Genomic DNA, 23722 nt, shown 5'->3' on the forward strand with positions numbered 1-23722 from the left:
TCAGTAATCACGGGCGACTATTCATACTGATTGCAATATACATACGGGTATTTAAAGCCAAAACAGTATTATGAACCGGCTTTCAATCAAATGAGACAGGTATTTTCACAAACTCAGGTCAGTGGTGCCATGATCTAGACCTTTGTAGTGCATTCTTATCTGTGCTCACTGTTTTCCATTTTCCCAGAGCGTACGCGATGCAGTGGCGAAAGGTTCACTCCACGGGCAACAAAACCGTGCAACCACTCCGGGGCAATACTTAACACCTGCCGGGCCGATGACTCCGTGTCAAATTCTGCAAAGACACAAGCTCCGGTTCCGGTCAGGCGTGACGGGGCATATTCTAACAGCCATGAAAGAGCCTGTTCAACCTCGCGAAAACGTTTTCTTGCGATTGGTTCGCAATCATTTGCGTACGGAGCGCTTAAAAGCGCCGCCAGTGGGCGAATTGGCGTATTTCTTTTTAATTCAGGATCGGAAAAAATAATGGGCGTTGGGATGTTTACTCCGGGGTGAACCACCAAATACCACTTCTCTATAGGCTCTGCGGGGTGCAACTTTTCACCAATTCCCTCGGCAAAGGCGGCATGACCGCGAACAAATACCGGTACATCGGCCCCCAATGTGAGTCCAAGAGCGGCTAATTCTTCATCAGACAGACCACAGTGCCACAGGGTATTGAGTGCGACTAGCACCGTTGCTGCATTGGACGAACCGCCACCCAAACCGCCCCCCATTGGCAAGCGTTTATCGATGCTAATATCCGCCCCCCGAGGTACTTTTGCTGAGCTGGGATGTTGTTGCAGCAATCGTGCCGCGCGGATTATCAGGTTTTGTTCGTTTTCCACTCCGACAATGGGAGTTAATAGTCGAATTTGATCGTCATCGCGGGGCACAATCGTCAGTTCATCGCCATAATCGAGAAACTGGAACAAAGTCTGTAATAGGTGATAGCCATCAGTGCGTTGCCCGGTGATATAAAGAAACAAATTCAATTTAGCGGGAGACGGCCAGACGTATTGATTGGTATTCGCCATACTATTTGACCGTCCAGTTATCCATCTTCAGCTTGATGCGCTGACCACCCTGACTGAGCTCCATGCGGCTAGGCAATGCCGGTGTGACCTGAGTATTGTATTCTTGATAATCAACCACCCAGGTTACGCCATCTTGTTGGTAAGTCAGCTGTTTCAGGCGATATTTATCGTCGAGAGTAAAATCAGTGGTATCCCCCGGCAAGCCCAGAATCCATTGGCGCAAACTTTCCAGCGGAATCGACATTCCGGTCAATTTTTGAATCATTTCTTGCGGATCATTACTGACATGGCGTTTGCCTTGATTGTCAGTCAATTGGGTCGCACCGGGTTGTACGACCAATTCTAATTCAGTACTACCCAACGGATTGGTCAGCAACAGGCGATAGCGCTCAGGGGCAGTTTGTTGCCAGAAGAAACGTGCATAAACTTTTTGTTTTTCTGAGAGATAAGCAAAGGCACCGCGGGTTTGAAACTGGCTCAATTGCCGCAACTGTTGCTCATGCTGACGCCATTGAGGCGATGTGGGGCTGGTCGCAGGGCCGGATGGTGGCGTGGTGCTACAGGCGGCTAATAGCAAAGTAGCTAATGGAAGTAGGCGATAAAAACTGATTTTGCGCTGAGGCATATGGGTATAAATCCTATCGGTCGCAGGGTTTTTCACTGGCGCACGTTTTATAAAGCAATATTATGATAAAGCAAATTTGGTTGATGCGTTTGAATAATGGGCATCATTGTTGCTCACGCTAACGACCTGAGGGGTGAGCGTCAATATCTTGTTCTATGTTGTACATCATATAATCAATTATTGAACATAATTTGGGATAATACTTAGGATGATGCACTGCGACTTTTATTGATCCCGCGCATCAAGTAGAATGCGGTTCAGACGAGAATCCATACTAACATCAGTATTACTCGAAGCCGTTCTCATGACTCTGCTTGCATTAGGCATTAACCACAAAACCGCTCCTGTATCGTTACGTGAACGGGTGACATTTTCACCTGAATCGATCGATCAGGCACTTGCTAGCTTGCTCCAACAGCCGTTGGTGCAGGGCGGTGTCGTGTTGTCTACGTGTAACCGAACTGAGTTATATCTCAGCGTAGAACAGCAAGAAAACCTGCACGAACAACTGATTGCCTGGCTGTGTAACTACCATAAACTCAGCCCGGATGAAGTAAAAAAAAGCCTCTATTGGCATCATGGCAATGACGCAGTTAGCCATCTGATGCGCGTTGCCAGCGGGCTGGACTCGCTGGTGTTGGGCGAGCCACAAATTCTGGGACAGGTGAAAAAAGCCTTTGCAGAGTCGCAACGCGAGCAATCGCTCTCTGGCGAATTGGAGCGGTTATTCCAAAAAACATTTTCGGTCGCCAAACGGGTTCGCACAGAAACTGAAATTGGTGCTAGTGCTGTTTCGGTGGCTTTCGCTGCCTGTACCTTGGCACGGCAAATCTTTGAGTCACTGTCAGAGCTGAATGTATTGTTGGTTGGCGCGGGGGAAACCATTGAGCTGGTGGCTCGTCATCTGAGAGAACATCAAGTCAAGCATATGATTATTGCTAACCGGACCCGCGAGCGCGCCCAAGCGCTGGCGACAGAGGTCGGAGCAGAGGTGATTACATTGCCAGAGATTGATGCGCGTTTAGCCGATGCCGATATTATTATCAGTTCGACCGCCAGCCCGCTGCCCATTATTGGTAAAGGGATGGTGGAGCGCGCGCTGAAAAGCCGCCGCAATCAACCTATGTTGTTTGTTGATATCGCGGTGCCGCGTGATATTGAGCCGGAAGTGGGTAAACTGTCGAATGCCTATTTATACAGCGTTGATGATTTACAGGCGATTATTCAGCACAATATGGCGCAACGTCAGGCTGCCGCAGTTCAGGCCGAGTCGATAGTACAGCAAGAAAGCATGAATTTTATGACCTGGTTACGCGCTCAGGGGGCGGTCGAAACCATTCGTGATTATCGCTCTCAGGCTGAACAAGTTCGTAGTGAGATGACGGCAAAAGCATTAGCCGCCATTGAGCAGGGTGCCAATGTTGAACAGGTGGTAAATGAACTGGCCCATAAGCTAACCAACCGCCTGATCCATGCTCCCACCAAATCCCTCCAGCAAGCTGCCAGTGATGGCGATATGGAGCGGTTGCAATTATTACGCGACAGCCTTGGGCTGGATCAGCATTAGTTTCCTCTAATTACAGGGTTTAAAACCACGGATGAAGTCTTCTATTGTTGCCAAATTGGAAGCGTTACAAGAGCGCCACGAAGAAGTGTTAGCGCACCTTGGCGATGCCAATGTTATTGCCGACCAAGACCGTTTCCGCGCGTTATCACGTGAATATGCGCAACTGACGGATGTTACTCGCTGTTTCAAAGAATGGCGCAGTGTACAAGATGATATCGAAGCAGCAGAAATGATGCTCGACGATCCCGAAATGCGAGAAATGGCGCAGGACGAACTGAAAGAAGCTAAAGCTCGCAGTGAAGAGCTGGAACAACAACTGCAAGTTCTGTTGCTACCCAAAGACCCTGATGATGAGCGTGATTGCTTCCTGGAAATCCGCGCCGGAACCGGTGGTGACGAAGCGGCTATTTTTGCCGGTGACATGTTCCGTATGTATAGCCGCTACGCTGAAGCCCGTCGCTGGAAAGTGGAAATCATGAGCGCCAGTGAAGGTGAACATGGCGGTTATAAAGAAGTGATTGCCAAGGTATCCGGTGATGGTGTCTTTGGGCAGTTAAAATTTGAGTCGGGTGGCCATCGTGTTCAGCGTGTGCCAGAAACCGAATCGCAAGGCCGAATCCATACTTCGGCTTGTACTGTAGCGGTGATGCCGGCTATTCCCGAAGCTGAAATGCCGGAAATCAATGCGGGTGACTTGCGCATCGATACCTTCCGCTCTTCAGGTGCGGGGGGGCAGCACGTTAACACCACGGATTCAGCCATTCGTATTACCCATATTCCCACCGGAATTGTAGTGGAATGTCAGGATGAGCGCTCGCAACATAAGAACAAAGCCAAGGCGATGTCAGTGTTGGGCGCACGTATTCGTGCCGCAGAGATGCAAAAACGGCAGCAAGCCGAGGCCTCTGAGCGCCGTAACTTATTAGGCTCTGGCGACCGTTCTGACCGCAATCGTACCTATAACTTCCCGCAAGGGCGCGTGACAGACCATCGTATCAACCTGACACTTTACCGTTTGGATGAGGTGATGGAAGGTAAACTGGATATGCTTATCCAGCCGATTGTGCAGGAATATCAAGCTGATCAGCTCTCTGCGTTGTCCGAGCAAGATTAATGGATTATCAGCAGTGGCTGTCGCAAGCGGCAGCCCGTTTTAACCAAAGTGATAGCCCAAAACGCGACGCAGAAATTCTCCTGAGTTTCGTTACAGGGCGCGCTCGCACCTATTTATTGGCCTTTGGTGAAACCCAACTTACCGCCGAGCAATTGGCGGTGTTAGAGCCATTGGCCGCGCGGCGTGAACAGGGTGAGCCGATTGCCTATCTGGTGGGGGAGCGCGAGTTTTGGTCGCTGCCATTAAGTGTTTCCTCCGCCACATTAATTCCTCGCCCGGACACCGAATGCTTAGTTGAGCAAGCTTTGGCGCATTTGCCTGTCACTCCATGCCGTATTCTGGATTTGGGAACTGGCACTGGTGCCATTGCTTTGGCATTAGCCAGCGAACGCCCAGATTGCGCGGTGATGGGGGTTGATATTAAAGCTGATGCTGTTGCTCTGGCCCGCCATAATGCCAAAAAACTCGCGATAAATAATGTGGATTTCCTGCAAAGTAGCTGGTTTGACTCGGTGAGCGGGCGATTTACGCTGATTGTGAGCAACCCGCCCTATATCGATGCCAATGACCCCCATCTTAATGAAGGTGATGTGCGCTATGAACCACATAGTGCGCTGGTGGCTGAGGCTGAGGGGATAGCTGATTTGGCTGAAATTATTCGCCAGTCACCGGCTTATTTAGAGGTGGGGGGATGGTTGATGTTGGAGCATGGTTGGCAACAAGCCACAGCGGTACAGAAGCTGCTTAACAATAGCGGATTTAGTGCTGTAATGACGTATAAAGATTATGGTAATAATGATCGTGTGACTTTGGCGCAATGGGTACTTAAACAAGAAAATTCCCGTTCAGCATAAATTAAGGACTGAGAGACATGTGGGTTGACTACATCGCCATGAAGTATTTGCATTTACTCACAGTGGTTATCAGTATTACGCTGTTTGTGTTACGTTTCTTCTGGAAATGTCGCGGTTCAGCTATGATGGATAAACGCTGGGTAAAAATAACGCCGCATATCAATGATACGCTGCTGTTTGTCAGCGGCATTGTATTGATTTTTATTACTGGATTTTATCCTTTCAGTCCGCAAGGAACCTGGCTGACTGAAAAGTTGTTTGGCGTTATTATCTATATCCTGCTTGGCTATGTTGCATTAGGTAAGCGAACTCGCAGCCAGAATCGTCGCTGGCTTGCCTTTATACTCGCATTGGGTTGCCTGTATTTAATTATAAAACTGGCAACAACTAAGTTACCACTGCTGATGGGATATCTATGAGTAGCATTGCTGATTTCGAATTTAACAACGCGTCCCTGTGTGATGGGGTGTTACTGGTTACCCAGGAGATTCGACAGAATTTTCCACTGGCTGATGTACGCAATCAACTACAACAGCTCGTCGATGATGCCAGGGCTGCAATGCCCGACGGTCTCAATCAGGATCAGCAATTAGAAGTGCTTATCGATCTGTTTTATCGTAAGTGGAAGTTTGGTGGCGCAGGGGGAGTTTACCGTCTGTCAGATGCTATCTGGTTAGATAATGTGCTGAATAAGCGTCAAGGGACGCCAGTGTCACTCGGCGTTATATTTCTGCATATCGCACATCAATTGGACTTGCCATTGATGCCGGTGATATTTCCAACTCAATTAATTCTTCGTGCAGATTGGCTCGATGAAGAAATGTGGCTGATTAATCCATTGAACGGTGAAACACTGAATGAGCATATGCTGGAAGTGTGGATCAAAGGCAATCTGGGGCTGAGCGCCGAATTGGAAGATGAAGATTTGGAAGAAGCGGAAAACACCCTGATTGTGCGCAAAATGCTCGACACCCTGAAAGCGGCATTAATGGAAGAGAAGCAGATGGAACTGGCTTTGCGTGCCAGCGAAGCAGTGTTGGCTTTTGACCCCGATGACCCGTATGAAATCCGCGATCGTGGCCTGATTTATGCCCAATTGGATTGCAATCATATCGCCATCTCTGATTTAAGCTATTTTGTCGAGCAATGTCCGGAAGACCCTATCGCTGAAATGATAAAAATGCAGATCCACTCCATTGAGCAGCAGCGGGTGACATTGCACTGATACCCATCATACTTCAAGCTGCATGTGTGTTGGCCGCCTTCCTGCAACTCGAATTATTTTGGGTATAGTTATGGTAATCACCTTGTTGAGTAATAACTCACTGTAATTAATCTCGATTTATCCTTTATAAAGGTATTTGTATGAAACAGAAAGTGGTTAGCATTGGCGATATCAAGGTAGCGAATGACCTGCCTTTCGTGCTGTTTGGCGGCATGAACGTGCTTGAGTCTCGTGATTTGGCGATGCGTATCTGCGAGCATTATGTGACTGTTACCCAAAAGTTGGGGATCCCTTACGTCTTTAAAGCCTCGTTTGACAAAGCCAACCGTTCTTCAATTCATTCTTACCGTGGCCCAGGCCTGGAAGAAGGGATGAAAATTTTCCAGGAACTGAAACAGCAATTTGGCGTAAAAGTGATCACCGATGTTCACGAAATAAGCCAGTGCCAGCCTGTTGCAGAGGTGGTGGATGTTATCCAATTGCCAGCATTCCTGGCGCGTCAAACTGATTTAGTTGAAGCGATGGCACGGACTGGTGCGGTTATCAACGTGAAGAAGCCTCAGTTTGTTAGCCCTGGTCAAATGGGTAATATCGTTGAGAAATTCAAAGAAGCCGGTAATGATCAGGTTATTCTTTGCGATCGTGGTAGTAACTTCGGTTATGACAATCTGGTCGTTGATATGTTAGGTATCAATGTGATGGTAAAAGCGACGGGCGGTCATCCGGTGATTTTCGACGTGACTCATGCATTGCAGTGCCGCGATCCGTTTGGCTCAGCATCAGGTGGTCGTCGTGCTCAAGTGGCAGAACTGGCCCGTGCGGGTATGGCTGTTGGCTTGGCTGGGCTATTTATTGAAGCGCATCCAGAGCCAAACAGCGCTAAATGTGATGGCCCATCGGCATTGCCATTAGACAAGTTGGAGCCGTTCCTGATGCAAATGAAAGCGATTGATGATTTGGTGAAAAGCTTCCCGGAACTTGATACCAGCAAGTAAGAAAACCTTCATCAATAAAATCTGAATAAATAAAAAGGCAGTTACTTAAGCTGCCTCAGACTGCTGACAAACCCTAAGGACTCGATCTTGCAAGGTGAAGGCAGGTAGAAGAGTAAAGCGTCCGCGCCAGGGACGGCGCGGCTCTAGCCCCCAGGGATGGGTTTACGGCGTCTTTACGATCTGCCTGTTTTCACCGACACGGGCACTTTGTCATTAAGCTCAGGCAGCTACTTAAGCTGCCTTTTTTGATAGCGAAAAAGATGTTGATAATGAGGAAAAGGTTATTTTGTCGCTAAGGCCGTTAAAGCCTCAGGGAGTGAGCCGTAGAAGCTCAACTTACCCTCAATAGGTTGTACCCGCGCTCTTGCCAGCGTTTTTAGCGGTTGGAAAGGAATATCCGTGATAATGAGTTGTTGATGCTCGCCCAAGGCCTCAGTGAAGCGCAGAAACGCATTTAATCCCCCAGCATCCAGAACCGGTACAGCGTCCCATTGCAGAATGATGGTATCGTAATTTTCGCTACGGCTGAGTAATTCGTTAAATATCCGCTCTGCGGCGGCAAAAAACAGTGGCCCATTAACGCGCAACACTAGCCGATGTTCATTCATTTCAGTAGGAATTTCACTTAGACGGGTCATGCGGGCAATACGGCGCATAAATAGCAGTGAGGCCAATACAATTCCTACCGTGATAGCAATCACCATATCGAATAATACCGTCAGACTCATACACAACAGCATGACGATAATGTCATCTTTAGGGCCACGGCGCAGTAAGTCGACCACTTTATGCGCCTCACTCATATTCCAGGCCACGATGAGCAGCAACGAGGCCATGGCAGCCAGCGGCAGGTATGACAACATCGGTGCCAAAACCAATAAAGCCAGTAACACCAGTAGGGCATGGATAATTGCTGACACCGGTGAGGTTGCTCCTGCACGGACGTTAGCTGCCGAACGTGCAATAGCCGCAGTGGCGGTGATACCACCGAAGAACGGTGCCACCATATTACCGAGCCCCTGACCGACTAACTCACTGTTTGAGTGATGTTTTTGCCCAGTCATGCCATCAAGAACCACTGCGCATAATAACGACTCAATCGCCCCGAGCATCGCCATCGAAAAGGCTGCTGGTAGCAGTGCCGAAAGTGTTGCCCAATTCAAAACAAATTCTTGCCCATTGGCGGCAGGGAGATGCCAGGGTAAGACAAATTGCGGCAAAATAGGGGGGATACCGTGGCCTTGTGTGCCATCAGCCAATAAATAGCCAAAACGTGAGCCGATAGTGGCAACTTGATGATCAAATAACGATAAAACTGCCATAACAGCGGTACCAGCGACGAGTGCAGGTAAGTGACCCGGTAACTTTAATTTTAATCGTGGCCAGAGAATTAATACCATCAGAGTCACAGTTGCAATTAACGTATCACTGAAGTTGATGGTTGGCAGTGCCTGGGCAAGTGCTGCTACTTTGCCCACATAAGTTTCCGGCACTTCCGGCAAGTGTAGACCGAAGAAATCTTTCACTTGCATGGTGGCGATGGTGATACCAATTCCCGAGGTAAAGCCGAGCGTGACTGACAGCGGAATATATTCAATTAAGCGGCCTAATCTGCCCAGCCCCATACACAATAAAAACACGCCAGAAAGCAATGTCGCCAGTAATAAACCGGCCAGACCAAATTGTTGTGATACTGGGTAAAGAATAACCACGAAGGCTGCGGTAGGGCCAGATACGCTATAACGGGAGCCGCCGCTGACCGCAATAACAATCCCGGCAATTGCCGAGGTATATAAGCCGTACTGTGGGGGAACACCACTGGCAATTGCCAGTGCCATAGCCAGTGGAATAGCAATAATGCCGACAGTAATACCGGCAATTATATCTTTTATAAGGCGTTGAAGTGTATAGGTTTCTCGCCAGCAAGCGTCAATAATCGCGCTGAACGGCCTAATGCCGTTAATTCCGTGCGTTTTCATCTAAGGTGCAAACCAAATAAAGAAAAGACAAAATAAATGGCGGCCCAATAAGGGTCCGTCTCGAGTAGCAGATAACCACGATACGCCAATTCACAGCATGAGATCTAGATGTATATCAATCTCTGGTAGAAATAGAGATAACAGCTAGTTTTATAAAGTGGTTTAAATAAACGGATTCATGACCGGCAAGACAATTTTCTGTAAGGTGAAATTCAAACTGCCTATTATCGCGAGTAGGGCATGCTTTGAGCATCAAGTGTTAGAAACTGAGTAAAAGCATTAACAAAAGAAGAATGCAGCTTGTCTGAAGGAGGTTAAATGATTAAGAGATATCTTGTTACTCCAGGATAGGAGGAGGCCGCATAATGAAATTATTCAGGAATAAAGTCTATCTCGCAGCTAAGATTTAGGTTAGAAACTATCAATCTCTGCATAATATCTAAGGTTCCGATGAATAATTTAGGACTAGAACGTGACTTGATTTTAGAAAAAAATCGGCTGCAGGTGTGCGGCCGAAAATCAACACTGAGAATTCAAAGGACTGATGCTACGCCATGAGTGAATTAGATTCTTTGTCAACGTTATACCGAGATGCCTGTGTCACTTATGCAACTCTCTCTATTGGTTATTTTGCCTTAAGTAAGAACAGCCCTTTCTCCTATAATGGAGAGGTTTGGAAGCGTATTGTATTTGGTTTAATAGCGGGATTGGTTTCACTTTATCTCAATCAAGATCAGTGGGTTATTTCTGGGGCGTACTTCTACAGTTTCGAACTGATCCCGATTATTTTGGTCACGTTTTATGGCGGTTGGCTAAGTGGTTTAACTGCGTTGGTGATAAATTTCACTTTTACCGGTTGGGTGACATTAGACAACGTATTAATAACAATAGTGATTATTCCTCTTTTATTCTCCAAAGTATGGGAGAAAAAGAGTAGTCGCATCTTTTATACCACTATTATCTTAATTGCCATTTATCGAATGCTTACCGCTGTTTTATTGGTTCCTAATACTCTCTTCTGGACGCAGATTGTGGTATATCAACTCATTTCTGCGCTTTGTTTAGCTATTTGTTATCACGCTCTGAATTTTAAAGAGCGCCATATTTATGCCTATTTTGCGATGAAAGATAGGGCCAATATCGACAAATTAACCCAGTTGAATAACCGGTCGAGTGCTGATTATCGCCTGAATAGCATTAATCACAATCGTCAGGCATGTGGTCTACTTATTTTGGATCTCGACCACTTTAAGTCCGTTAATGATACCTATGGCCATGATGGTGGTGACATCTTATTAACCGAAGTTGGGAAATTATTGATGACGGCTGTCAGGGATGAGGATTTTGTGGGTCGTTACGGTGGTGAGGAATTTATTATTATTACTCATAGCCATGACCCACAAGCTATTAAAGCGGTTGCTGAACGTATTCGTCAGCGTGTAGAGAGTTTAGATGTGCAATTGCCTGATGGACGAAAACTTAAGGCGACAATTTCAATTGGGGCCTCTCTTTTTTTACCGGGGATGTCGATGTTAAAGGCATTGAAAATGACGGATGAAGCACTGTATCAGGCGAAAAATCAAGGTCGTAATCAGGTGGTTTATAGCCGATTAATGCCTTTTTCTCCGCTGGGTGACCGCATGGTTAAAGACCGACGGCGGCGCTCTTAATCATATGCGGAAGCGCCGGATTGCCCAACAAAGAAAAAGGCCCTGACTTTCGTCAGCGCCTTTCGCTCGAATATGGCGGTGAGAGAGGGGTTCGAACCCTCGATACACTTACGCGTATACACACTTTCCAGGCGTGCTCCTTCAGCCACTCAGACACCTCACCGTTTCGTTACTGCGCTATGCACTGCAACGGGGCGGTACTATAGTGACCGGCAAGCAGATGGTCAAGCAGTATTTATTTGTTGTTTGTCATCTGGTTATTCCGCGTGCAGATAGGATGAATCGCAGACAAATAAGATGAGATTAACGCCACTCTTTGGCCTGAAGTGGTGAGTCGACCATCACATAATCGGCTCCCAGCTTTTTAGCTAATTGATAATCCTTGGCTGAATTTATACCAATCAACAATATTTTTGCCTCTTCGCTCTCCTTGAAACAGTCCATTGCTTGTTGGTTCCAAACTAACTGGGTGCGGGTAGTCCCTTTACCCAGAGTGAATTTTTCTACGACTTTTACATCACGTCTTAATTCGAAGGCATAATGTTTATTTTGGCTACTAATGAACAAATCACCCTTATTTTTAGCTATTATACATTTGCCTGCCATTATCGCATTAGCCAGAATTTTACGGGTTATTTTACGAGATTCGAATTTATTCAAATATTCTGGGAGTGCGTCAAGATATTTTTGTTCAGTAGAATAGAACACCAGTCGATCAGGTGACTGGATATTTTCTCTCATTTCTATTAGTGAATGCGCTACTATTTCTGGGTCTGCGTCAGGGGATTTAATATCAATAATAAATTTCACCTGAGGGTAGGATAACAATATCGGGTGTAATGAAGGGATCTTGACTCCGCGCCCACGGTAAATATATTGGTCATCCTGTTTAAAATGATAAGCTGCATCTAATAATTGTAATTCTTCCAACGTATAGTCAGAAACAGGGCCACTACCGTCTGTTAACTCACTTAAATCCATAGGCCGGTATAACACAGGTATACCGTCTTTACTGAATTGAATGGTAATCCAGACAATGTCAGCCTGATTAGATAATGATTTTTCAATGGCATACCGCGTGTTTTCAGGGAAATCAGCGGTGCCAGCCCGATGCGCGACTATAAGAGGGGATGCGACTGAAGTTTGTAAATAAAATAGGAATAAGAAAAAAATAAAATAAAGTTTCATATATTTATGCCCTTGTGGATTATATTCCAAATTTGAAATACTCTTCACGTTGTAGCATGAGATGCTAAAAGGCTACATAATCAATTAATGACAAGCATTATTTATAATTTCTGACACACAACTATATTTAGTATCAACGGCTAAAATATTTAGTATCAACGGCTAAAATGAAAAAAGCCCATGAATTTCATGAGCTTTTCACTTCAATATGGCGGTGAGGGAGGGGTTCGAACCCTCGATACGCTTACACGTATACACACTTTCCAGGCGTGCTCCTTCAGCCACTCAGACACCTCACCATGTTACTGCTAGTACCATCAGCCACATTCAATGGGGCTGACCGGCGTAATGTAGGCAAAAGTGTGCCCAGCGTCAACCCTCTTATGCGCGCTTTGTAGTTGTTTAGCTAAAGTTACAGCAATTTGCTGATTTCATCGTCATTTCTTGCGAGTAGCGCTTGCATCTGCGAGCTAATCGCGAAAGTCTATTCAATACTTTCGCAAGGAGCTGGCAAATAATGAATATTATTTTTTATCACCCATTCTTTGAGGCAAAACAGTGGTTATCAGGGCTACAGTCGCGCTTACCCACTGCGAATATCAGGCCATGGCGGCGTGGTGACACCCAGCCGGCAGATTATGCGCTGGTTTGGCAGCCACCTCAGGAGATGCTTGCCAGTCGTGTTGAACTGAAAGGGGTGTTTGCGTTGGGGGCGGGGGTGGACGCTATATTGGATCAAGAGCGGCGTCATCCCGGAACATTACCTGCGGGCGTGCCATTGGTGCGGCTGGAAGATACCGGGATGTCTTTGCAGATGCAGGAATATGTCGTGGCAACCGTATTACGCTATTTCCGTCGTATGGATGAGTATCAGCTGCAACAACAACAGAAGTTGTGGCACCCCCTCGAACCGCATCAACATGATAAATTCACCATAGGCATTCTCGGCGCGGGCGTATTAGGGAAAAGTGTTGCCCACAAGCTGGCCGAGTTTGGCTTTACTGTCCGTTGTTGGAGCCGTACGCCAAAACAAATTGATGGAGTGACCAGTTTCGCCGGTCAAGAAAAGTTACCCGCTTTCATTCAGGGGACACAATTGCTGATTAATCTCTTGCCCCATACCCCACAGACAGCCGGTATCCTTAATCAGTCACTCTTTTCACAGCTGAATGCCAATGCCTATATCATCAATATTGCACGGGGAGCGCACTTATTGGAGCGGGATTTACTGGCAGCAATGAATGCCGGGCAAGTCGCGGCGGCGACATTAGATGTGTTCGCTGAAGAACCACTGCCGTCAATGCATCCATTCTGGAGCCATCCTCGGGTCACCATTACGCCACATATTGCTGCGGTTACCTTGCCAGAGGTAGCAATGGATCAGGTGGTTGCCAATATTCAGGCAATGGAAGCGGGAAGGGAACCTGTTGGGTTGGTTGATGTTGTGAGGGGATACTGATTTAAGGGCTGCCACGGTTTGATGGAACTAACGAGATTGCCGGCGAGGTTTTAGCGCTGCTGATGAGAAGAATTCCTGCTATCATTAGCGCACTATGCTTTGCCTGCAAAAAAGCTATCCCGCCTTAAAAAGACCTTGTGGAGTAGTCATGTATCCTGTTGATTTACATATGCATACCATTGCCAGCACCCATGCTTACAGTACCCTGCACGATTATATCGCCGAAGCTAAGCTAAAAAATATCAAACTGTTTGCCATTACTGATCATGGCCCAGATATGGCTGATGCCCCGCATTATTGGCACTTTATGAACATGCGAGTATGGCCGCGGTTGGTTGATGGCGTTGGGATCTTGCGTGGCATAGAAGCGAATATTAAAAATCTGGACGGCGACATTGATTGTACCGGCCCGATGCTGGATGCCATAGACTTGCTGATTGCCGGTTTCCACGAGCCAGTGTTCCCGCCTCAAGATAAGGCCGCTAATACTCAGGCGATGATTGCCACTATGGCGCAGGGGAGTGTGCATATCATCAGCCACCCCGGTAACCCTAAGTATCCGGTTGATATTAAAGCTATTGCCGAAGCTGCTGCAAAATATAATGTGGCGCTGGAATTGAATAACTCATCATTTACACATTCACGTAAAGGGAGCGAAACGAATTGTCGCGCGATTGCTGAAGCAGTAAGGGATGCTGGCGGCTGGCTGGCCTTGGGTTCGGATTCCCATATTGCTTATTCATTGGGAATCTTTGAACATTGTGAGCGCATTATTGCTGAAGTGAATTTCCCGCAAGAGCGAATTTTGAATGTCAGCCCGCGACGTTTGCTGAATTTCCTTGAGCAGCGTGGCCGAGCGCCGATACCGGAGTTGGCCGGGTTGTGATTTTTATGTGACGTTGTCACATTTTTTGATTTAGAAACCAATAAGAAACAGGATGATGTAAATGAATGATTTTTCTCTGGTGTGTCGCGTTCTTGGGTCGCTTTTTTATCGCCAGCCACAAGACCCGCTGTTAGAACCGCTTTTTACGCTGATCAGTCAGGGTAAATTAGAACAGCATTGGCCACTAGAACAAAGTGAGTTACTGGTACGCCTGCAACAGGAGTATCTGCCTGAAGCTCTGGCCGCGGATTATAATGCTCTGTTTGTTGGCGACGAACGCAGTGTTTCGCCTTATGGTTCCGATTATGAAGATGCACGCCCAGAAGCCGAGGTTAGAGCTTTTCTTCAACAACGCGGTATGCCGTTGTTAGGAGAAGCGCCAACAGACCATTTTGGTGGTTTATTACTGGCGGCCTCGTGGCTGGAAGATCAAGCTGCGGAAGATGAAGTGGCGGCACAAATCGAACTGTTTGATGCCTATTTACTGCCTTGGTGTGGCCGTTTTCTTGGTAAAGTTGAGGCTCATGCCACCAGTGGTTTTTATCGCACTTTGGCACAGCTGAGCCGCGAAGCATTGCAGGCCATGTGGGATGAACTTTCAGAAAACAATGATACGGAGGAGTAAGCACCCCGTATCATTGTGATTAAATGTGCGGTGCCAATTAGTCCGTTAGTGGGATGACTAATTGGCCCGGTTTCACTTCTAAGCCTTTTGCCAATTTTTTCGCCATCGCCTCAGCCTTACTCTTTTCACCGTCCAGTACATAAGCAGGTTGCTGATCAAAATATGATTTCAGTGACTGATTTAAATAAGGTGTCAGTGCTTTCATCACTGAATCCATTTTCTCCGGTTTCACCGTATAGTCAGTCAATTCCATATCTTTCAGGAAGATGGCACCTTTTTCGCGATCAAATGTTGGCTGCGCTTTTAAGGTTAATAGCATGTCGGCAGTTTGCGGGCCAAGGATCGACGTAATATCGACTTTGGCATTACCGGTTAATGTGACTTTGCCGGGTTCAGCACGACCAATTTGGCTCTGCAATTGTGTTAACGTGATATGAGCATCAACCAGCCCTGGGATACCAATCTGTTTTTCATAGTTATTATGTTTTTGCAGATAATCATTAACTTCTTGTTCGCTCAAAGTGTACTGAGTCAGTTGGTTACAGCCCACCAATGTTGTTGTCACGATCAGCGCAGCCGCGCCCCACATCATTTTATTCATTAAAACCTCATAGCAATAAGCACTCATCAAACAGATAAACTCACCCGATAATAACCGCTAAGCTTGTCGTTTTGTATTATTAACCGTGTTTGTTCAGCTACGGTTGGGTCGTGGGGCGAATAGTGCGACAAGAAATATGTTCTGCCAATCGGATAACCCTGAATCAATTAAGCGCAGGGGGAGGCCAGAGAAGTCGTATCCTCTGGCATATAAAAGACTAGCTGCCGCTCAACATGGCTGACTCAATGCGGCGTTGATTAAATTGCCAGTACAGCCCAACGAGTGTAATTAAACCAATAACGCCCAGCAGGAACCAGGGTAACTCGGGCATTTCCAGCGTTCGGCCGGTATCGTACATCCAACCCCCGCCGGTGTAACCCAGTGCACCACCGAGGGCCAGTCCAAGACGGCTAAAGCCCATATAGCTACCGCGTGCGCGCGAATCTGCCAGTGAAGCACTCAGTGTCTCGCGGGCGGGTTCGGCAATAATAGAACCCATATAGAAGAAGCAAATAAACATAAACAATGTTTGCAGATGGGTAATCAGGCCTACAGGGAACAGGCTCAATGTCATTATCAACAAACCGAACATTAAACGCTGTTCAAGGCGAAAACGCTTTTCGCTCCAGCGGGCAATCGGGTAGAGCAAAGTCAGTGAGAGTGCGGCTTCAATGGCATACATCCATTTAACCGCAGCAGGGGAGCCGGCAATTTCATTGACCACAATCGGCAGCATCAGCATGACCTGCACCGACAACATGTAATACCCGGTCAGGGTTAGGACATAGGTGACAAAACGGCGATCACGTAGTACGCGCATCAGGCCTTCTTTCATCGGCGCGCGTACGGTGGAGATTCGATAAGCCGGCAGCAGCCAGACGTTCCAGCCTGCGGCCAATATAAAGATAACTGCGCCGGTCCAGCAGACAAAATGGAAGTCGTATTGCAGCAGCCAACTGCCGATCAATGCGCCAATGACTGCCCCCGCACTGTCTTGCATCATCAAGAGGGAATAGAAACGGCCACGCTCATGGGGGCGAGTTAACTTGATAACCAATGCGGTACGGGGCGGGTCAAAGAGGGTTCCTCCCAAACCAGACAGAGCACAAGCTAGCCACAGTATCCAGGGTTCGTCGGCCATCGCCATTAAGGCAAATCCTGCCGCACGCATCAGCATACCGGTGACTATCATGGGTTTTGCGCCAAAACGGTCAGCGATAGCACCGCCGAAGATGCCAAGCCCTTGTTGCACCAGTTGCCTTAATCCCAGTGCCAGGCCCACGAGTACCGCAGCCCAACCTAACTGATCGACAAATCGGATAGAGATGAGTGGGAAAACAACGAAGAAACCCAACACAACTAATAAGTTATCAAGCAATAAAAAGTACTTACCCAAGCTCCGAGCTTGCGATACCAAGGCCATGCTTCACCGTCAGAAATTTAAAAAGGAGGGAATAGAAAATACGTTTATAGTTTGAAGTATTATACAAACTATATCCTTTGTGAGAGCAGTAATAATGATAACAACTAATAATAGGACTGCATACTGCTACACACGTGTTTCTACAGAGAAACACGGCGGTGGTTATGGGATGAATCGATAGGCTGGTAACCCTATATATTTCGTTAAAAATCAATATGATAAATAAAAAATGGCTTTACTCTTAAACGTGAATCATAGGGTTTGGCTGTGTGCAGAAAGTTCCTCAGCATTTAAAGGTAAAAAACGCACAGATAGTTCCATGCTGAAATTATTTGTCATCGGAGTTATCAGCAGAGACATCATCAATGCGTGTTACGGGCAGTTTGGAGCAGCAGCCGAGTGGGGTAACAATTGTTGATAATAAATATGAAATCCACCTGTGGAGAAACAACGACAATAGGCCAACTTTGTTTTCTGACATCTTTTATTAGTATATAAAAACTATAGCCTGATGTTTATCTCAATAAACATTGATAACAGTGGATTCGTCAGTTATTACTGGTGCTACTGCATAACCTGTGCAAGCAAAAATCCTAATTTTAAGTTGTATGATTGCAGCATCACATGGAAATAAGATACCATATAAAATTGTTTGATTTGGATAGCAGGTTATTATGGACGATAAAAGTATTGAGATGTTGTTATCAGAGAAAAAATTCATCTCAAAAAGAGATATTGAGTTTATACGCAAACAAGCTATCGGGAACAACATTCCATTTAAGATCGCTATAGCACAACTCAAGCGAATTTCTTTAGGAACTATTTTTTTACATTTCCTGCTTATTGGAATTGGTATCAATATCTTTATTACCAGTGATTTTTCGGATTTTCAATCTTATGTTATTGCTGCGATTATCGGTGTTGTTATAATGAACTTCGTCGCTCCCGTTATATTAGGAGCGAAGTTATTATTTGTATCACTGAAAGAGTAATTCGATTAGCGTTATTCGCTATCGTTAATTGCTTTAACTGATAAAGCATTACCGGTGCCTTCAATGGCTAATGAACCATATCCCATAGTCTTTATGTTTCTCACATAATCAGTTGGGATATGTCTAAACAGTCTCCATGCATCAGGTTTCAGAACCATTCTTGCCATTCCATAGCCTGATAATCCAATACTCATAAAGTTATAGGCTAAGGCACCCACTTGTTTATTAAAACCTAAAAATTCAGCGGTCGCTATATAACCGTTTAGCATAAAACCTGTTGAAGAGTCAGTCCCATTCTTAATATTTGATATGACTTCTTGTAAGCTGTTAATCCCGTGCAGAAAAATGGTTGCACCAGCCACGACTCCAAGTATATTCCCTGTTGCTAAAGATGCAGATGTTAGAGTGAAACCACCTAATACTGTAAGCCCACTAACTACTATATTAACTCCTTGTATAACATAGCCCCAAGTATCGCGATCCTTTTTAAGTTCTATAGCGACAACAGTTTTGGCTCGTTTGGTTTTCAGCATAAGATCTTGTTCAAGGAGATGGCTGCACTCTTTATTCAAATTATCGATAGCTATCTTGCAATCAGATTCCGTTCTGGCTGATTTTATTATTTTCATCTGTTCACTAATAAAATCTTTTATTTCGTTTTCAAACCTTGCCCTAACTAGAGCATCACGAAGAACAAAACGTGAAACATCTCTGGCTACCCTTAATAGCTTGTCACTATTAGTCATTGCAATGGCTTGATAATACTCGATAAATCTACTTTTTGGATTGAGATAAATGTCCATAATGTCCCTTGATTATTTGTTGATGATCCTTATTTTCCTTCAGCGAAATTTTAATACAAATAGACAAGTTAGGGAAGAGAATTGCTTATGTTTTGCGCATGGGATTTCATGCATTATACTCATTAAGTTGAGTCCATGTTTTATCGTTGGGAATGTTTTCTGGCAGCGATACTGCAAAAAGAACACTAATGGATGTATCAATGTAAATAGTCTTTAATTTAATTCGGCAGAGCTAATGGTAAATGACGAAGAATATAGTGAAACTAATCGGTTCATCGAGTCAATCTATATAATAAGATTGATTTCTCTGATGGAAAATTTTTCAAATGATGGCGATAGTGATCGGTTGTTTCAATTTGCTGTGGTGCATCTGTCTAACAAACCTGGCTAAGATGACAAGAGTGCAGAATTCGGATTGATAATATTTTTTATCGTCAATACGTTACCTCACCGACAGTTTCATAATAAAATGCCTTTTTGGCTCTTTAGTTGCGCAATTTTTCTGTACTGATGTGTCAAAAGAGTGCGGCCATCGTTTTACGTGGCAGCCCGACAACAGGTATATTGAATAAAAAAGATTGCCGCTAATTGAGTACAGCGCATAGCCAAAGGGGAGCAGATGTTCGGCTATCATTCAGCAACACCTAAAATCCGCTTAACAACAGACCGAATGTCACTGCGGCTGGTTAATGAGCGTGATGCGTATCGCATGGCGGAGTATTACGCTGAAAATCAGGCATTTCTTAAACCTTGGGAGCCGGTGCGTGATCAAAGTCATTGCATGCCTTCTGGCTGGCAGGCCCGGCTGGGAATGATAATGGAACTGCAAAAACAAGGCAGCGCCTATTATTTTATTTTGTTAGATCCAGAAGAAAAAGAAGTCCGTGGTGTGGCGAATTTTAGCAATGTGTTGCGCGGTTCGTTCCATGCCTGCTTTCTTGGCTATTCATTAGGTGAGCGCTGGCAGGGGCAGGGGCTGATGTTTGAAGCCTTACAACCCCTGATTCGCTACATGCAGCGGCAAGAGCGGATGCATCGTATTATGGCTAACTATATGCCGCATAATCATCGTAGTGGTAATTTGCTCGAACGCCTTGGATTTGAACGCGAAGGCTACGCGAAAGATTACTTATTAATTGATGGTCAATGGCGCGATCATGTGCTGACGGCTTTGACTAACAAAGAATGGACGCCAACTCGCTGAGGTCAGGATGAAACACAGTTTAAATGCACAAGAAGCCAGAGTTATTGGCTGTTTGCTGGAAAAACAAGTGACCACGCCAGAGCAATATCCGATGTCACTCAATGGGGTGACGATTGCCTGTAATCAGAAAACCAACCGTGAACCAGTAATGGAGTTATCTGAATCAGAAGTGCAACAAACACTGGATTTTTTGTTGAAAAAACACCTTATCCGCACCCAAAGTGGCAACCGGGTGATGAAGTATGAGCACCGTTTTTGTAATTCAGAATTTGGCAATTTGAAGTTTTCTCCCGCTGAACTGGCCGTGATGACCACACTATTTTTGCGCGGCGCACAGACGCCGGGCGAGTTGCGTACTCGTACCAGCCGGATGCATGAGTTTTCTGATGTGGCTGAAACTGAAGAGGTTCTCACTCAGTTGTCCCTACGCGAAGATGGGCCATTTGTGGTGCGTTTGGCCCGCGAACCGGGTAAACGAGAAAGTCGCTTTATGCATCTGCTCAGTGGTGATATTGCACCCGTGTCTTCAGCAGTACAAAGTGTGCCAGAAGGGGCTCGTGATCTTGAAGCCAGAGTCGCTCAGCTCGAACAGCAGGTCATGGCGCTGACTCGTCGTCTGGACGAAGTGTTGATACAACTTGATGATTAATAAGGATGCTATGAAAAATTCCTGCGCTGATAAAAAACTGCGCGTTGGTATTGTTGGCCTGGGAGGCATTGCGCAAAAGGCCTATTTACCTATCTTAACCCAAGCGCAGGACTGGCAATTGGTGGGGGCGTTTTCTCCCAATCAGATAAAAGCACAACCGGTGTGTGATAGCTACCGCATGCGTTACTTCTCACGATTGGATACCTTGGCCGCTGAATGTGATGCCATCTTCGTTCATAGCAGCACCGCTAGCCATTTTCAGGTGGTGAGTGAGTTACTGCAAGCCGGGATCCATGTTTATGTTGATAAACCCTTGGCGGAAACGTTGGATCAATCTGAGCAATTAATCGCTTTGGCAGCAAAGCAACAGTTGGCGCTTATGGTGGGGTTTAATCGACGTTTTGCACCTTTATATCAGCAGCTTAAGAAGCAAATGAGTCACCCAGCATCACTGCGCATGGAGAAACATCGGCAGAATAGTATCGGGCCAAATAATGTCCGTTTTACCTTGCTCGATGATTATCTGCATGTGGTGGATACGGCGCTGTGGCTGGGGGGGGCGACGGCAAAATTATTGAATGGGGTGATACAAACAAACCCACAACAGCAGATGCTGTATGCCGAACACCATTTCCAGGCGGGTGATTGTTTGATCACCACCAGCATGCATCGCCACGGCGGAACTCAACGCGAAAGTGTGCAAGCGGTCAGCCCCGGTACCTGCTATCAGATTACGGATATGCGCCAATGGCAGCAGGAGTCCGACGGGCAAGTGATAAATTTGCCCGCACCGGGTTGGCAAACCACATTAGAACAAAGAGGCTTTAGCGGAGCGGTTCATCACTTTATTGCCGCAGTCAGTAACCAGACGACACCACAAGTCTCAGGTGAAGAGGCTATCCTCGCGCAACGAATGATAGAGATTCTGTTACAACAGCAGGTGGCGGAATAACCTGCCAGTACTGATACAATACCAAGTTCATCTCAATCGTGATGATCCTGGTGGTAGAAGCAACGCCTGCTTAAAGCAGGCGTTGATATTTACAGCGTATTTTGCAAATACAGATCGGAAAACAGATCAGAAAACCTATGAATCTACTGAAATCACTGGCAGCTGTCAGTTCAATGACCATGTTTTCCCGCGTGTTGGGCTTTGCTCGCGATGCGATTGTCGCGCGGGTTTTTGGTGCCGGTATGGCAACGGATGCCTTTTTTGTCGCATTCAAATTACCTAATTTATTACGGCGTATCTTCGCTGAAGGGGCTTTTTCACAGGCTTTTGTACCGATTCTGGCCGAATATAAAAGCCAGCAAGGGGAGGAAGCCACCCGGACATTTGTTGCCTATGTCTCCGGTTTATTAACGCTTATTCTGGCTGTGGTGACAGTATTGGGGATGCTGGCTGCACCTTGGGTCATTTTTATTACTGCACCCGGCTTCACCGATACACCCGACAAATTTGCCCTAACTTCGGCATTACTGCGGGTGACATTCCCTTATATCTTGCTGATTTCGTTAGCATCGTTGGTGGGGGCGATTCTGAATACCTGGAACCGCTTTTCAATTCCGGCGTTTGCTCCGACCTTTCTGAATATCAGCATGATAGGTTTTGCACTCTTCGCTGCACCTTACTTCAATCCACCGGTCATGGCACTGGCTTGGGCGGTGGTGGTCGGGGGCATACTGCAATTGGGCTATCAGCTTCCTCATCTGAAAAAGATAGGTATGTTGGTATTGCCTCGGTTATCGCTGCGAGATGCCGGTGTCTGGCGAGTGATGCGCCAAATGGGGCCAGCTATTCTTGGTGTGTCAGTGAGCCAAATCTCCCTGATTATCAATACCATTTTTGCATCATTCCTGGTCTCAGGCTCGGTGTCATGGATGTATTACGCTGACCGCTTGATGGAGTTTCCTTCCGGTGTGTTGGGGGTGGCATTGGGGACTATCTTGTTGCCTTCACTGGCAAAAAGCTTCTCCAGTGGCAATCATGATGAATATTCTAAATTGATGGATTGGGGTTTGCGTCTGTGTTTCCTGCTGGCATTGCCAAGTGCGGTGGCTTTGGGCATTTTAGCCAAACCATTAGTTGTCTCATTATTCCAATACGGGAAATTCAGTGCGTTTGATGCACTGATGACACAACGTGCGCTGGTGGCCTATTCAGTCGGATTGATGGGGTTGATTGTTGTAAAAGTACTGGCCCCAGGTTTTTACTCACGTCAGAACATAAAAACACCGGTCAAAATCGCCATTATTACGCTGATAATCACTCAAGTGATGAACCTGATTTTCATCGGGCCACTTAAGCATGCCGGTTTATCACTGTCGATTGGTTTAGGGGCTTGTCTGAATGCGAGCTTGTTATATTGGCAGTTACGTAAGCAGAAGATTTTTCAGCCGCAACCAGGTTGGGCGGTGTTCCTGACTAAATTAGTGATTGGTGTGGTGGTGATGTCAGTGGTGTTGCTAGGGTTATTGTGGGTCATGCCGGACTGGGATGTCGGGGGGATGGCTTATCGCCTGCTACGGCTTTCAGCTGTTGTGACTGCGGGGGTGATTGCCTACTTTGCAGTGCTTGCTTTGCTTGGATTTAAATTGCGCGATTTTGCTCGTCGAACAAATTGATAGCTATCATTAATCTATTTTTATGACAACAACAAATAGTATATAACTAAACCCGATAAGTTCGGGTTTTTTTACATATAAAAACAACATCCCCCTCAAATATTTAAAGAGATACTCATTTATATTTAATAAAATAATATTAATTTAATTTATTTCTTTACTATTCATTATTTATAATTTAACTCCCTTATCGTTGGGTTT

Annotated in this window: 22 protein-coding genes and 2 tRNA genes; 15 read left to right on the top strand and 9 right to left on the bottom strand. The window is 46.0% G+C overall.

The window, feature by feature from the left end; all coding sequences use genetic code 11:
- Window positions 1-155 precede the first annotated feature (155 nt).
- Window positions 156-1037: a 4-(cytidine 5'-diphospho)-2-C-methyl-D-erythritol kinase gene (gene ispE / locus FGL26_RS03405; RefSeq protein ID WP_005169102.1), complete on the bottom strand. Its 882-nt coding sequence runs from the start codon at window positions 1035-1037 to the stop codon at window positions 156-158.
- 1 nt (window position 1038) lies between these two features.
- The gene (gene lolB / locus FGL26_RS03410; protein WP_005169104.1) at window positions 1039-1662 is read right to left on the bottom strand and encodes a lipoprotein insertase outer membrane protein LolB; all 624 of its coding nucleotides are present in this window, start codon (window positions 1660-1662) and stop codon (window positions 1039-1041) included.
- 304 nt (window positions 1663-1966) lie between these two features.
- Between lolB and hemA the strand changes: the two genes are divergently transcribed.
- The 6 genes from hemA to kdsA all read left to right on the top strand — a co-directional run bounded on the left by hemA (window position 1967) and on the right by kdsA (window position 7417).
- Entirely contained in the window at window positions 1967-3229 is a 1263-nt protein-coding gene (gene hemA / locus FGL26_RS03415; RefSeq protein WP_005169107.1) for a glutamyl-tRNA reductase, read from the top strand.
- Window positions 3230-3260: 31 nt separating this feature from the next.
- Window positions 3261-4343 carry a peptide chain release factor 1 gene (prfA, locus tag FGL26_RS03420; protein ID WP_005161322.1) on the top strand — a complete coding sequence of 361 codons (1083 nt, stop codon included), beginning with the start codon at window positions 3261-3263 and terminating at the stop codon, window positions 4341-4343.
- Window positions 4343-5197, top strand: coding sequence for a peptide chain release factor N(5)-glutamine methyltransferase (gene prmC, locus FGL26_RS03425; protein WP_005169109.1), 855 nt, complete (start codon window positions 4343-4345; stop codon window positions 5195-5197). The genes prfA and prmC overlap by 1 nt, the downstream gene beginning before the upstream one ends.
- A 17-nt stretch (window positions 5198-5214) precedes the next feature.
- Window positions 5215-5616 (top strand): SirB2 family protein, encoded by a 402-nt coding sequence (locus FGL26_RS03430; protein ID WP_005169111.1) that lies wholly within the window; start codon window positions 5215-5217, stop codon window positions 5614-5616.
- A complete protein-coding gene (gene sirB1 / locus FGL26_RS03435) occupies window positions 5613-6422 on the top strand; it encodes an invasion regulator SirB1 (RefSeq protein WP_005169113.1) in 810 nt (269 codons plus the stop codon). Before FGL26_RS03430 ends, sirB1 begins: the two co-directional genes overlap by 4 nt.
- A 140-nt stretch (window positions 6423-6562) precedes the next feature.
- Window positions 6563-7417 carry a 3-deoxy-8-phosphooctulonate synthase gene (gene kdsA / locus FGL26_RS03440; protein ID WP_005161312.1) on the top strand — a complete coding sequence of 285 codons (855 nt, stop codon included), beginning with the start codon at window positions 6563-6565 and terminating at the stop codon, window positions 7415-7417.
- A gap of 281 nt (window positions 7418-7698) precedes the next feature.
- Here the strand turns inward: kdsA and dauA are convergent, their stop codons facing one another.
- Window positions 7699-9396, bottom strand: a complete 1698-nt coding sequence (dauA, locus tag FGL26_RS03445) for a C4-dicarboxylic acid transporter DauA (protein WP_005169115.1) — start codon at window positions 9394-9396, stop codon at window positions 7699-7701.
- 554 nt (window positions 9397-9950) lie between these two features.
- Here dauA and FGL26_RS03450 point away from each other — a divergent pair.
- Window positions 9951-11066, top strand: a complete 1116-nt coding sequence (locus FGL26_RS03450) for a GGDEF domain-containing protein (RefSeq protein WP_005169117.1) — start codon at window positions 9951-9953, stop codon at window positions 11064-11066.
- A 73-nt stretch (window positions 11067-11139) separates the two neighbouring features.
- Here the strand turns inward: FGL26_RS03450 and FGL26_RS03455 are convergent.
- The 3 genes from FGL26_RS03455 to FGL26_RS03465 all read right to left on the bottom strand — a co-directional run bounded on the left by FGL26_RS03455 (window position 11140) and on the right by FGL26_RS03465 (window position 12553).
- Window positions 11140-11229 (bottom strand) — tRNA-Ser (locus FGL26_RS03455).
- A gap of 140 nt (window positions 11230-11369) precedes the next feature.
- Window positions 11370-12254: a glycerophosphodiester phosphodiesterase family protein gene (locus FGL26_RS03460; RefSeq protein WP_005169119.1), complete on the bottom strand. Its 885-nt coding sequence runs from the start codon at window positions 12252-12254 to the stop codon at window positions 11370-11372.
- A 209-nt stretch (window positions 12255-12463) separates the two neighbouring features.
- Window positions 12464-12553, bottom strand: a tRNA-Ser gene (locus tag FGL26_RS03465).
- A gap of 218 nt (window positions 12554-12771) precedes the next feature.
- On the opposite strand from FGL26_RS03465, the gene ghrA reads away from it, so the two are divergent.
- The 3 genes from ghrA to FGL26_RS03480 all read left to right on the top strand — a co-directional run bounded on the left by ghrA (window position 12772) and on the right by FGL26_RS03480 (window position 15224).
- Window positions 12772-13713: a glyoxylate/hydroxypyruvate reductase GhrA gene (gene ghrA, locus FGL26_RS03470; protein WP_032908360.1), complete on the top strand. Its 942-nt coding sequence runs from the start codon at window positions 12772-12774 to the stop codon at window positions 13711-13713.
- Between the two features lie 148 nt (window positions 13714-13861).
- On the top strand, window positions 13862-14599 hold the full coding sequence (locus tag FGL26_RS03475; protein ID WP_005169123.1) for a phosphatase: 738 nt from the start codon (window positions 13862-13864) through the stop codon (window positions 14597-14599).
- A 61-nt stretch (window positions 14600-14660) separates the two neighbouring features.
- Window positions 14661-15224: a TorD/DmsD family molecular chaperone gene (locus FGL26_RS03480; protein ID WP_005169125.1), complete on the top strand. Its 564-nt coding sequence runs from the start codon at window positions 14661-14663 to the stop codon at window positions 15222-15224.
- Between the two features lie 37 nt (window positions 15225-15261).
- Here the strand turns inward: FGL26_RS03480 and FGL26_RS03485 are convergent, their stop codons facing one another.
- Both FGL26_RS03485 and mdtH read right to left on the bottom strand, forming a co-directional pair.
- Window positions 15262-15825: a lipoprotein gene (locus tag FGL26_RS03485; protein WP_005169126.1), complete on the bottom strand. Its 564-nt coding sequence runs from the start codon at window positions 15823-15825 to the stop codon at window positions 15262-15264.
- A gap of 217 nt (window positions 15826-16042) precedes the next feature.
- The gene (gene mdtH / locus FGL26_RS03490; protein WP_005161289.1) at window positions 16043-17248 is read right to left on the bottom strand and encodes a multidrug efflux MFS transporter MdtH; all 1206 of its coding nucleotides are present in this window, start codon (window positions 17246-17248) and stop codon (window positions 16043-16045) included.
- A gap of 674 nt (window positions 17249-17922) precedes the next feature.
- On the opposite strand from mdtH, the gene FGL26_RS03495 reads away from it, so the two are divergent.
- Window positions 17923-18240, top strand: a complete 318-nt coding sequence (locus tag FGL26_RS03495) for a hypothetical protein (RefSeq protein ID WP_005169129.1) — start codon at window positions 17923-17925, stop codon at window positions 18238-18240.
- A gap of 11 nt (window positions 18241-18251) precedes the next feature.
- On the opposite strand, the gene FGL26_RS03500 is transcribed toward FGL26_RS03495, so the two are convergent.
- A complete protein-coding gene (locus FGL26_RS03500; RefSeq protein ID WP_032902703.1) occupies window positions 18252-18986 on the bottom strand; it encodes a DUF4225 domain-containing protein in 735 nt (244 codons plus the stop codon).
- Between the two features lie 676 nt (window positions 18987-19662).
- On the opposite strand from FGL26_RS03500, the gene rimJ reads away from it, so the two are divergent.
- From rimJ to murJ, 4 genes are all read left to right on the top strand, one after another.
- On the top strand, window positions 19663-20247 hold the full coding sequence (gene rimJ, locus FGL26_RS03505; protein ID WP_005169134.1) for a ribosomal protein S5-alanine N-acetyltransferase: 585 nt from the start codon (window positions 19663-19665) through the stop codon (window positions 20245-20247).
- A 7-nt stretch (window positions 20248-20254) separates the two neighbouring features.
- Window positions 20255-20896, top strand: coding sequence for a YceH family protein (locus tag FGL26_RS03510; protein ID WP_005169136.1), 642 nt, complete (start codon window positions 20255-20257; stop codon window positions 20894-20896).
- On the top strand, window positions 20889-21848 hold the full coding sequence (locus FGL26_RS03515; RefSeq protein WP_005169138.1) for a Gfo/Idh/MocA family protein: 960 nt from the start codon (window positions 20889-20891) through the stop codon (window positions 21846-21848). The genes FGL26_RS03510 and FGL26_RS03515 overlap by 8 nt, the downstream gene beginning before the upstream one ends.
- A gap of 137 nt (window positions 21849-21985) precedes the next feature.
- Window positions 21986-23521, top strand: a complete 1536-nt coding sequence (gene murJ / locus FGL26_RS03520) for a murein biosynthesis integral membrane protein MurJ (protein ID WP_032908364.1) — start codon at window positions 21986-21988, stop codon at window positions 23519-23521.
- Window positions 23522-23722: the final 201 nt, after the last annotated feature.

It is taken from the genome of Yersinia enterocolitica subsp. enterocolitica (genome assembly GCF_901472495.1).
GTDB classification, from domain to species: domain Bacteria; phylum Pseudomonadota; class Gammaproteobacteria; order Enterobacterales; family Enterobacteriaceae; genus Yersinia; species Yersinia enterocolitica.

Coding starts and splice junctions, on each gene's coding strand:
- ispE (WP_005169102.1), bottom strand. CDS start 1,037: ATGGCGAATACCAATCAATACGTCTGGCCGTCTCCCGCTAAATTGAAT.
- lolB (WP_005169104.1), bottom strand. CDS start 1,662: ATGCCTCAGCGCAAAATCAGTTTTTATCGCCTACTTCCATTAGCTACT.
- hemA (WP_005169107.1), top strand. CDS start 1,967: ATGACTCTGCTTGCATTAGGCATTAACCACAAAACCGCTCCTGTATCG.
- prfA (WP_005161322.1), top strand. CDS start 3,261: ATGAAGTCTTCTATTGTTGCCAAATTGGAAGCGTTACAAGAGCGCCAC.
- prmC (WP_005169109.1), top strand. CDS start 4,343: ATGGATTATCAGCAGTGGCTGTCGCAAGCGGCAGCCCGTTTTAACCAA.
- FGL26_RS03430 (WP_005169111.1), top strand. CDS start 5,215: ATGTGGGTTGACTACATCGCCATGAAGTATTTGCATTTACTCACAGTG.
- sirB1 (WP_005169113.1), top strand. CDS start 5,613: ATGAGTAGCATTGCTGATTTCGAATTTAACAACGCGTCCCTGTGTGAT.
- kdsA (WP_005161312.1), top strand. CDS start 6,563: ATGAAACAGAAAGTGGTTAGCATTGGCGATATCAAGGTAGCGAATGAC.
- dauA (WP_005169115.1), bottom strand. CDS start 9,396: ATGAAAACGCACGGAATTAACGGCATTAGGCCGTTCAGCGCGATTATT.
- FGL26_RS03450 (WP_005169117.1), top strand. CDS start 9,951: ATGAGTGAATTAGATTCTTTGTCAACGTTATACCGAGATGCCTGTGTC.
- FGL26_RS03460 (WP_005169119.1), bottom strand. CDS start 12,254: ATGAAACTTTATTTTATTTTTTTCTTATTCCTATTTTATTTACAAACT.
- ghrA (WP_032908360.1), top strand. CDS start 12,772: ATGAATATTATTTTTTATCACCCATTCTTTGAGGCAAAACAGTGGTTA.
- FGL26_RS03475 (WP_005169123.1), top strand. CDS start 13,862: ATGTATCCTGTTGATTTACATATGCATACCATTGCCAGCACCCATGCT.
- FGL26_RS03480 (WP_005169125.1), top strand. CDS start 14,661: ATGAATGATTTTTCTCTGGTGTGTCGCGTTCTTGGGTCGCTTTTTTAT.
- FGL26_RS03485 (WP_005169126.1), bottom strand. CDS start 15,825: ATGAATAAAATGATGTGGGGCGCGGCTGCGCTGATCGTGACAACAACA.
- mdtH (WP_005161289.1), bottom strand. CDS start 17,248: ATGGCCTTGGTATCGCAAGCTCGGAGCTTGGGTAAGTACTTTTTATTG.
- FGL26_RS03495 (WP_005169129.1), top strand. CDS start 17,923: ATGGACGATAAAAGTATTGAGATGTTGTTATCAGAGAAAAAATTCATC.
- FGL26_RS03500 (WP_032902703.1), bottom strand. CDS start 18,986: ATGACTAATAGTGACAAGCTATTAAGGGTAGCCAGAGATGTTTCACGT.
- rimJ (WP_005169134.1), top strand. CDS start 19,663: ATGTTCGGCTATCATTCAGCAACACCTAAAATCCGCTTAACAACAGAC.
- FGL26_RS03510 (WP_005169136.1), top strand. CDS start 20,255: ATGAAACACAGTTTAAATGCACAAGAAGCCAGAGTTATTGGCTGTTTG.
- FGL26_RS03515 (WP_005169138.1), top strand. CDS start 20,889: ATGATTAATAAGGATGCTATGAAAAATTCCTGCGCTGATAAAAAACTG.
- murJ (WP_032908364.1), top strand. CDS start 21,986: ATGAATCTACTGAAATCACTGGCAGCTGTCAGTTCAATGACCATGTTT.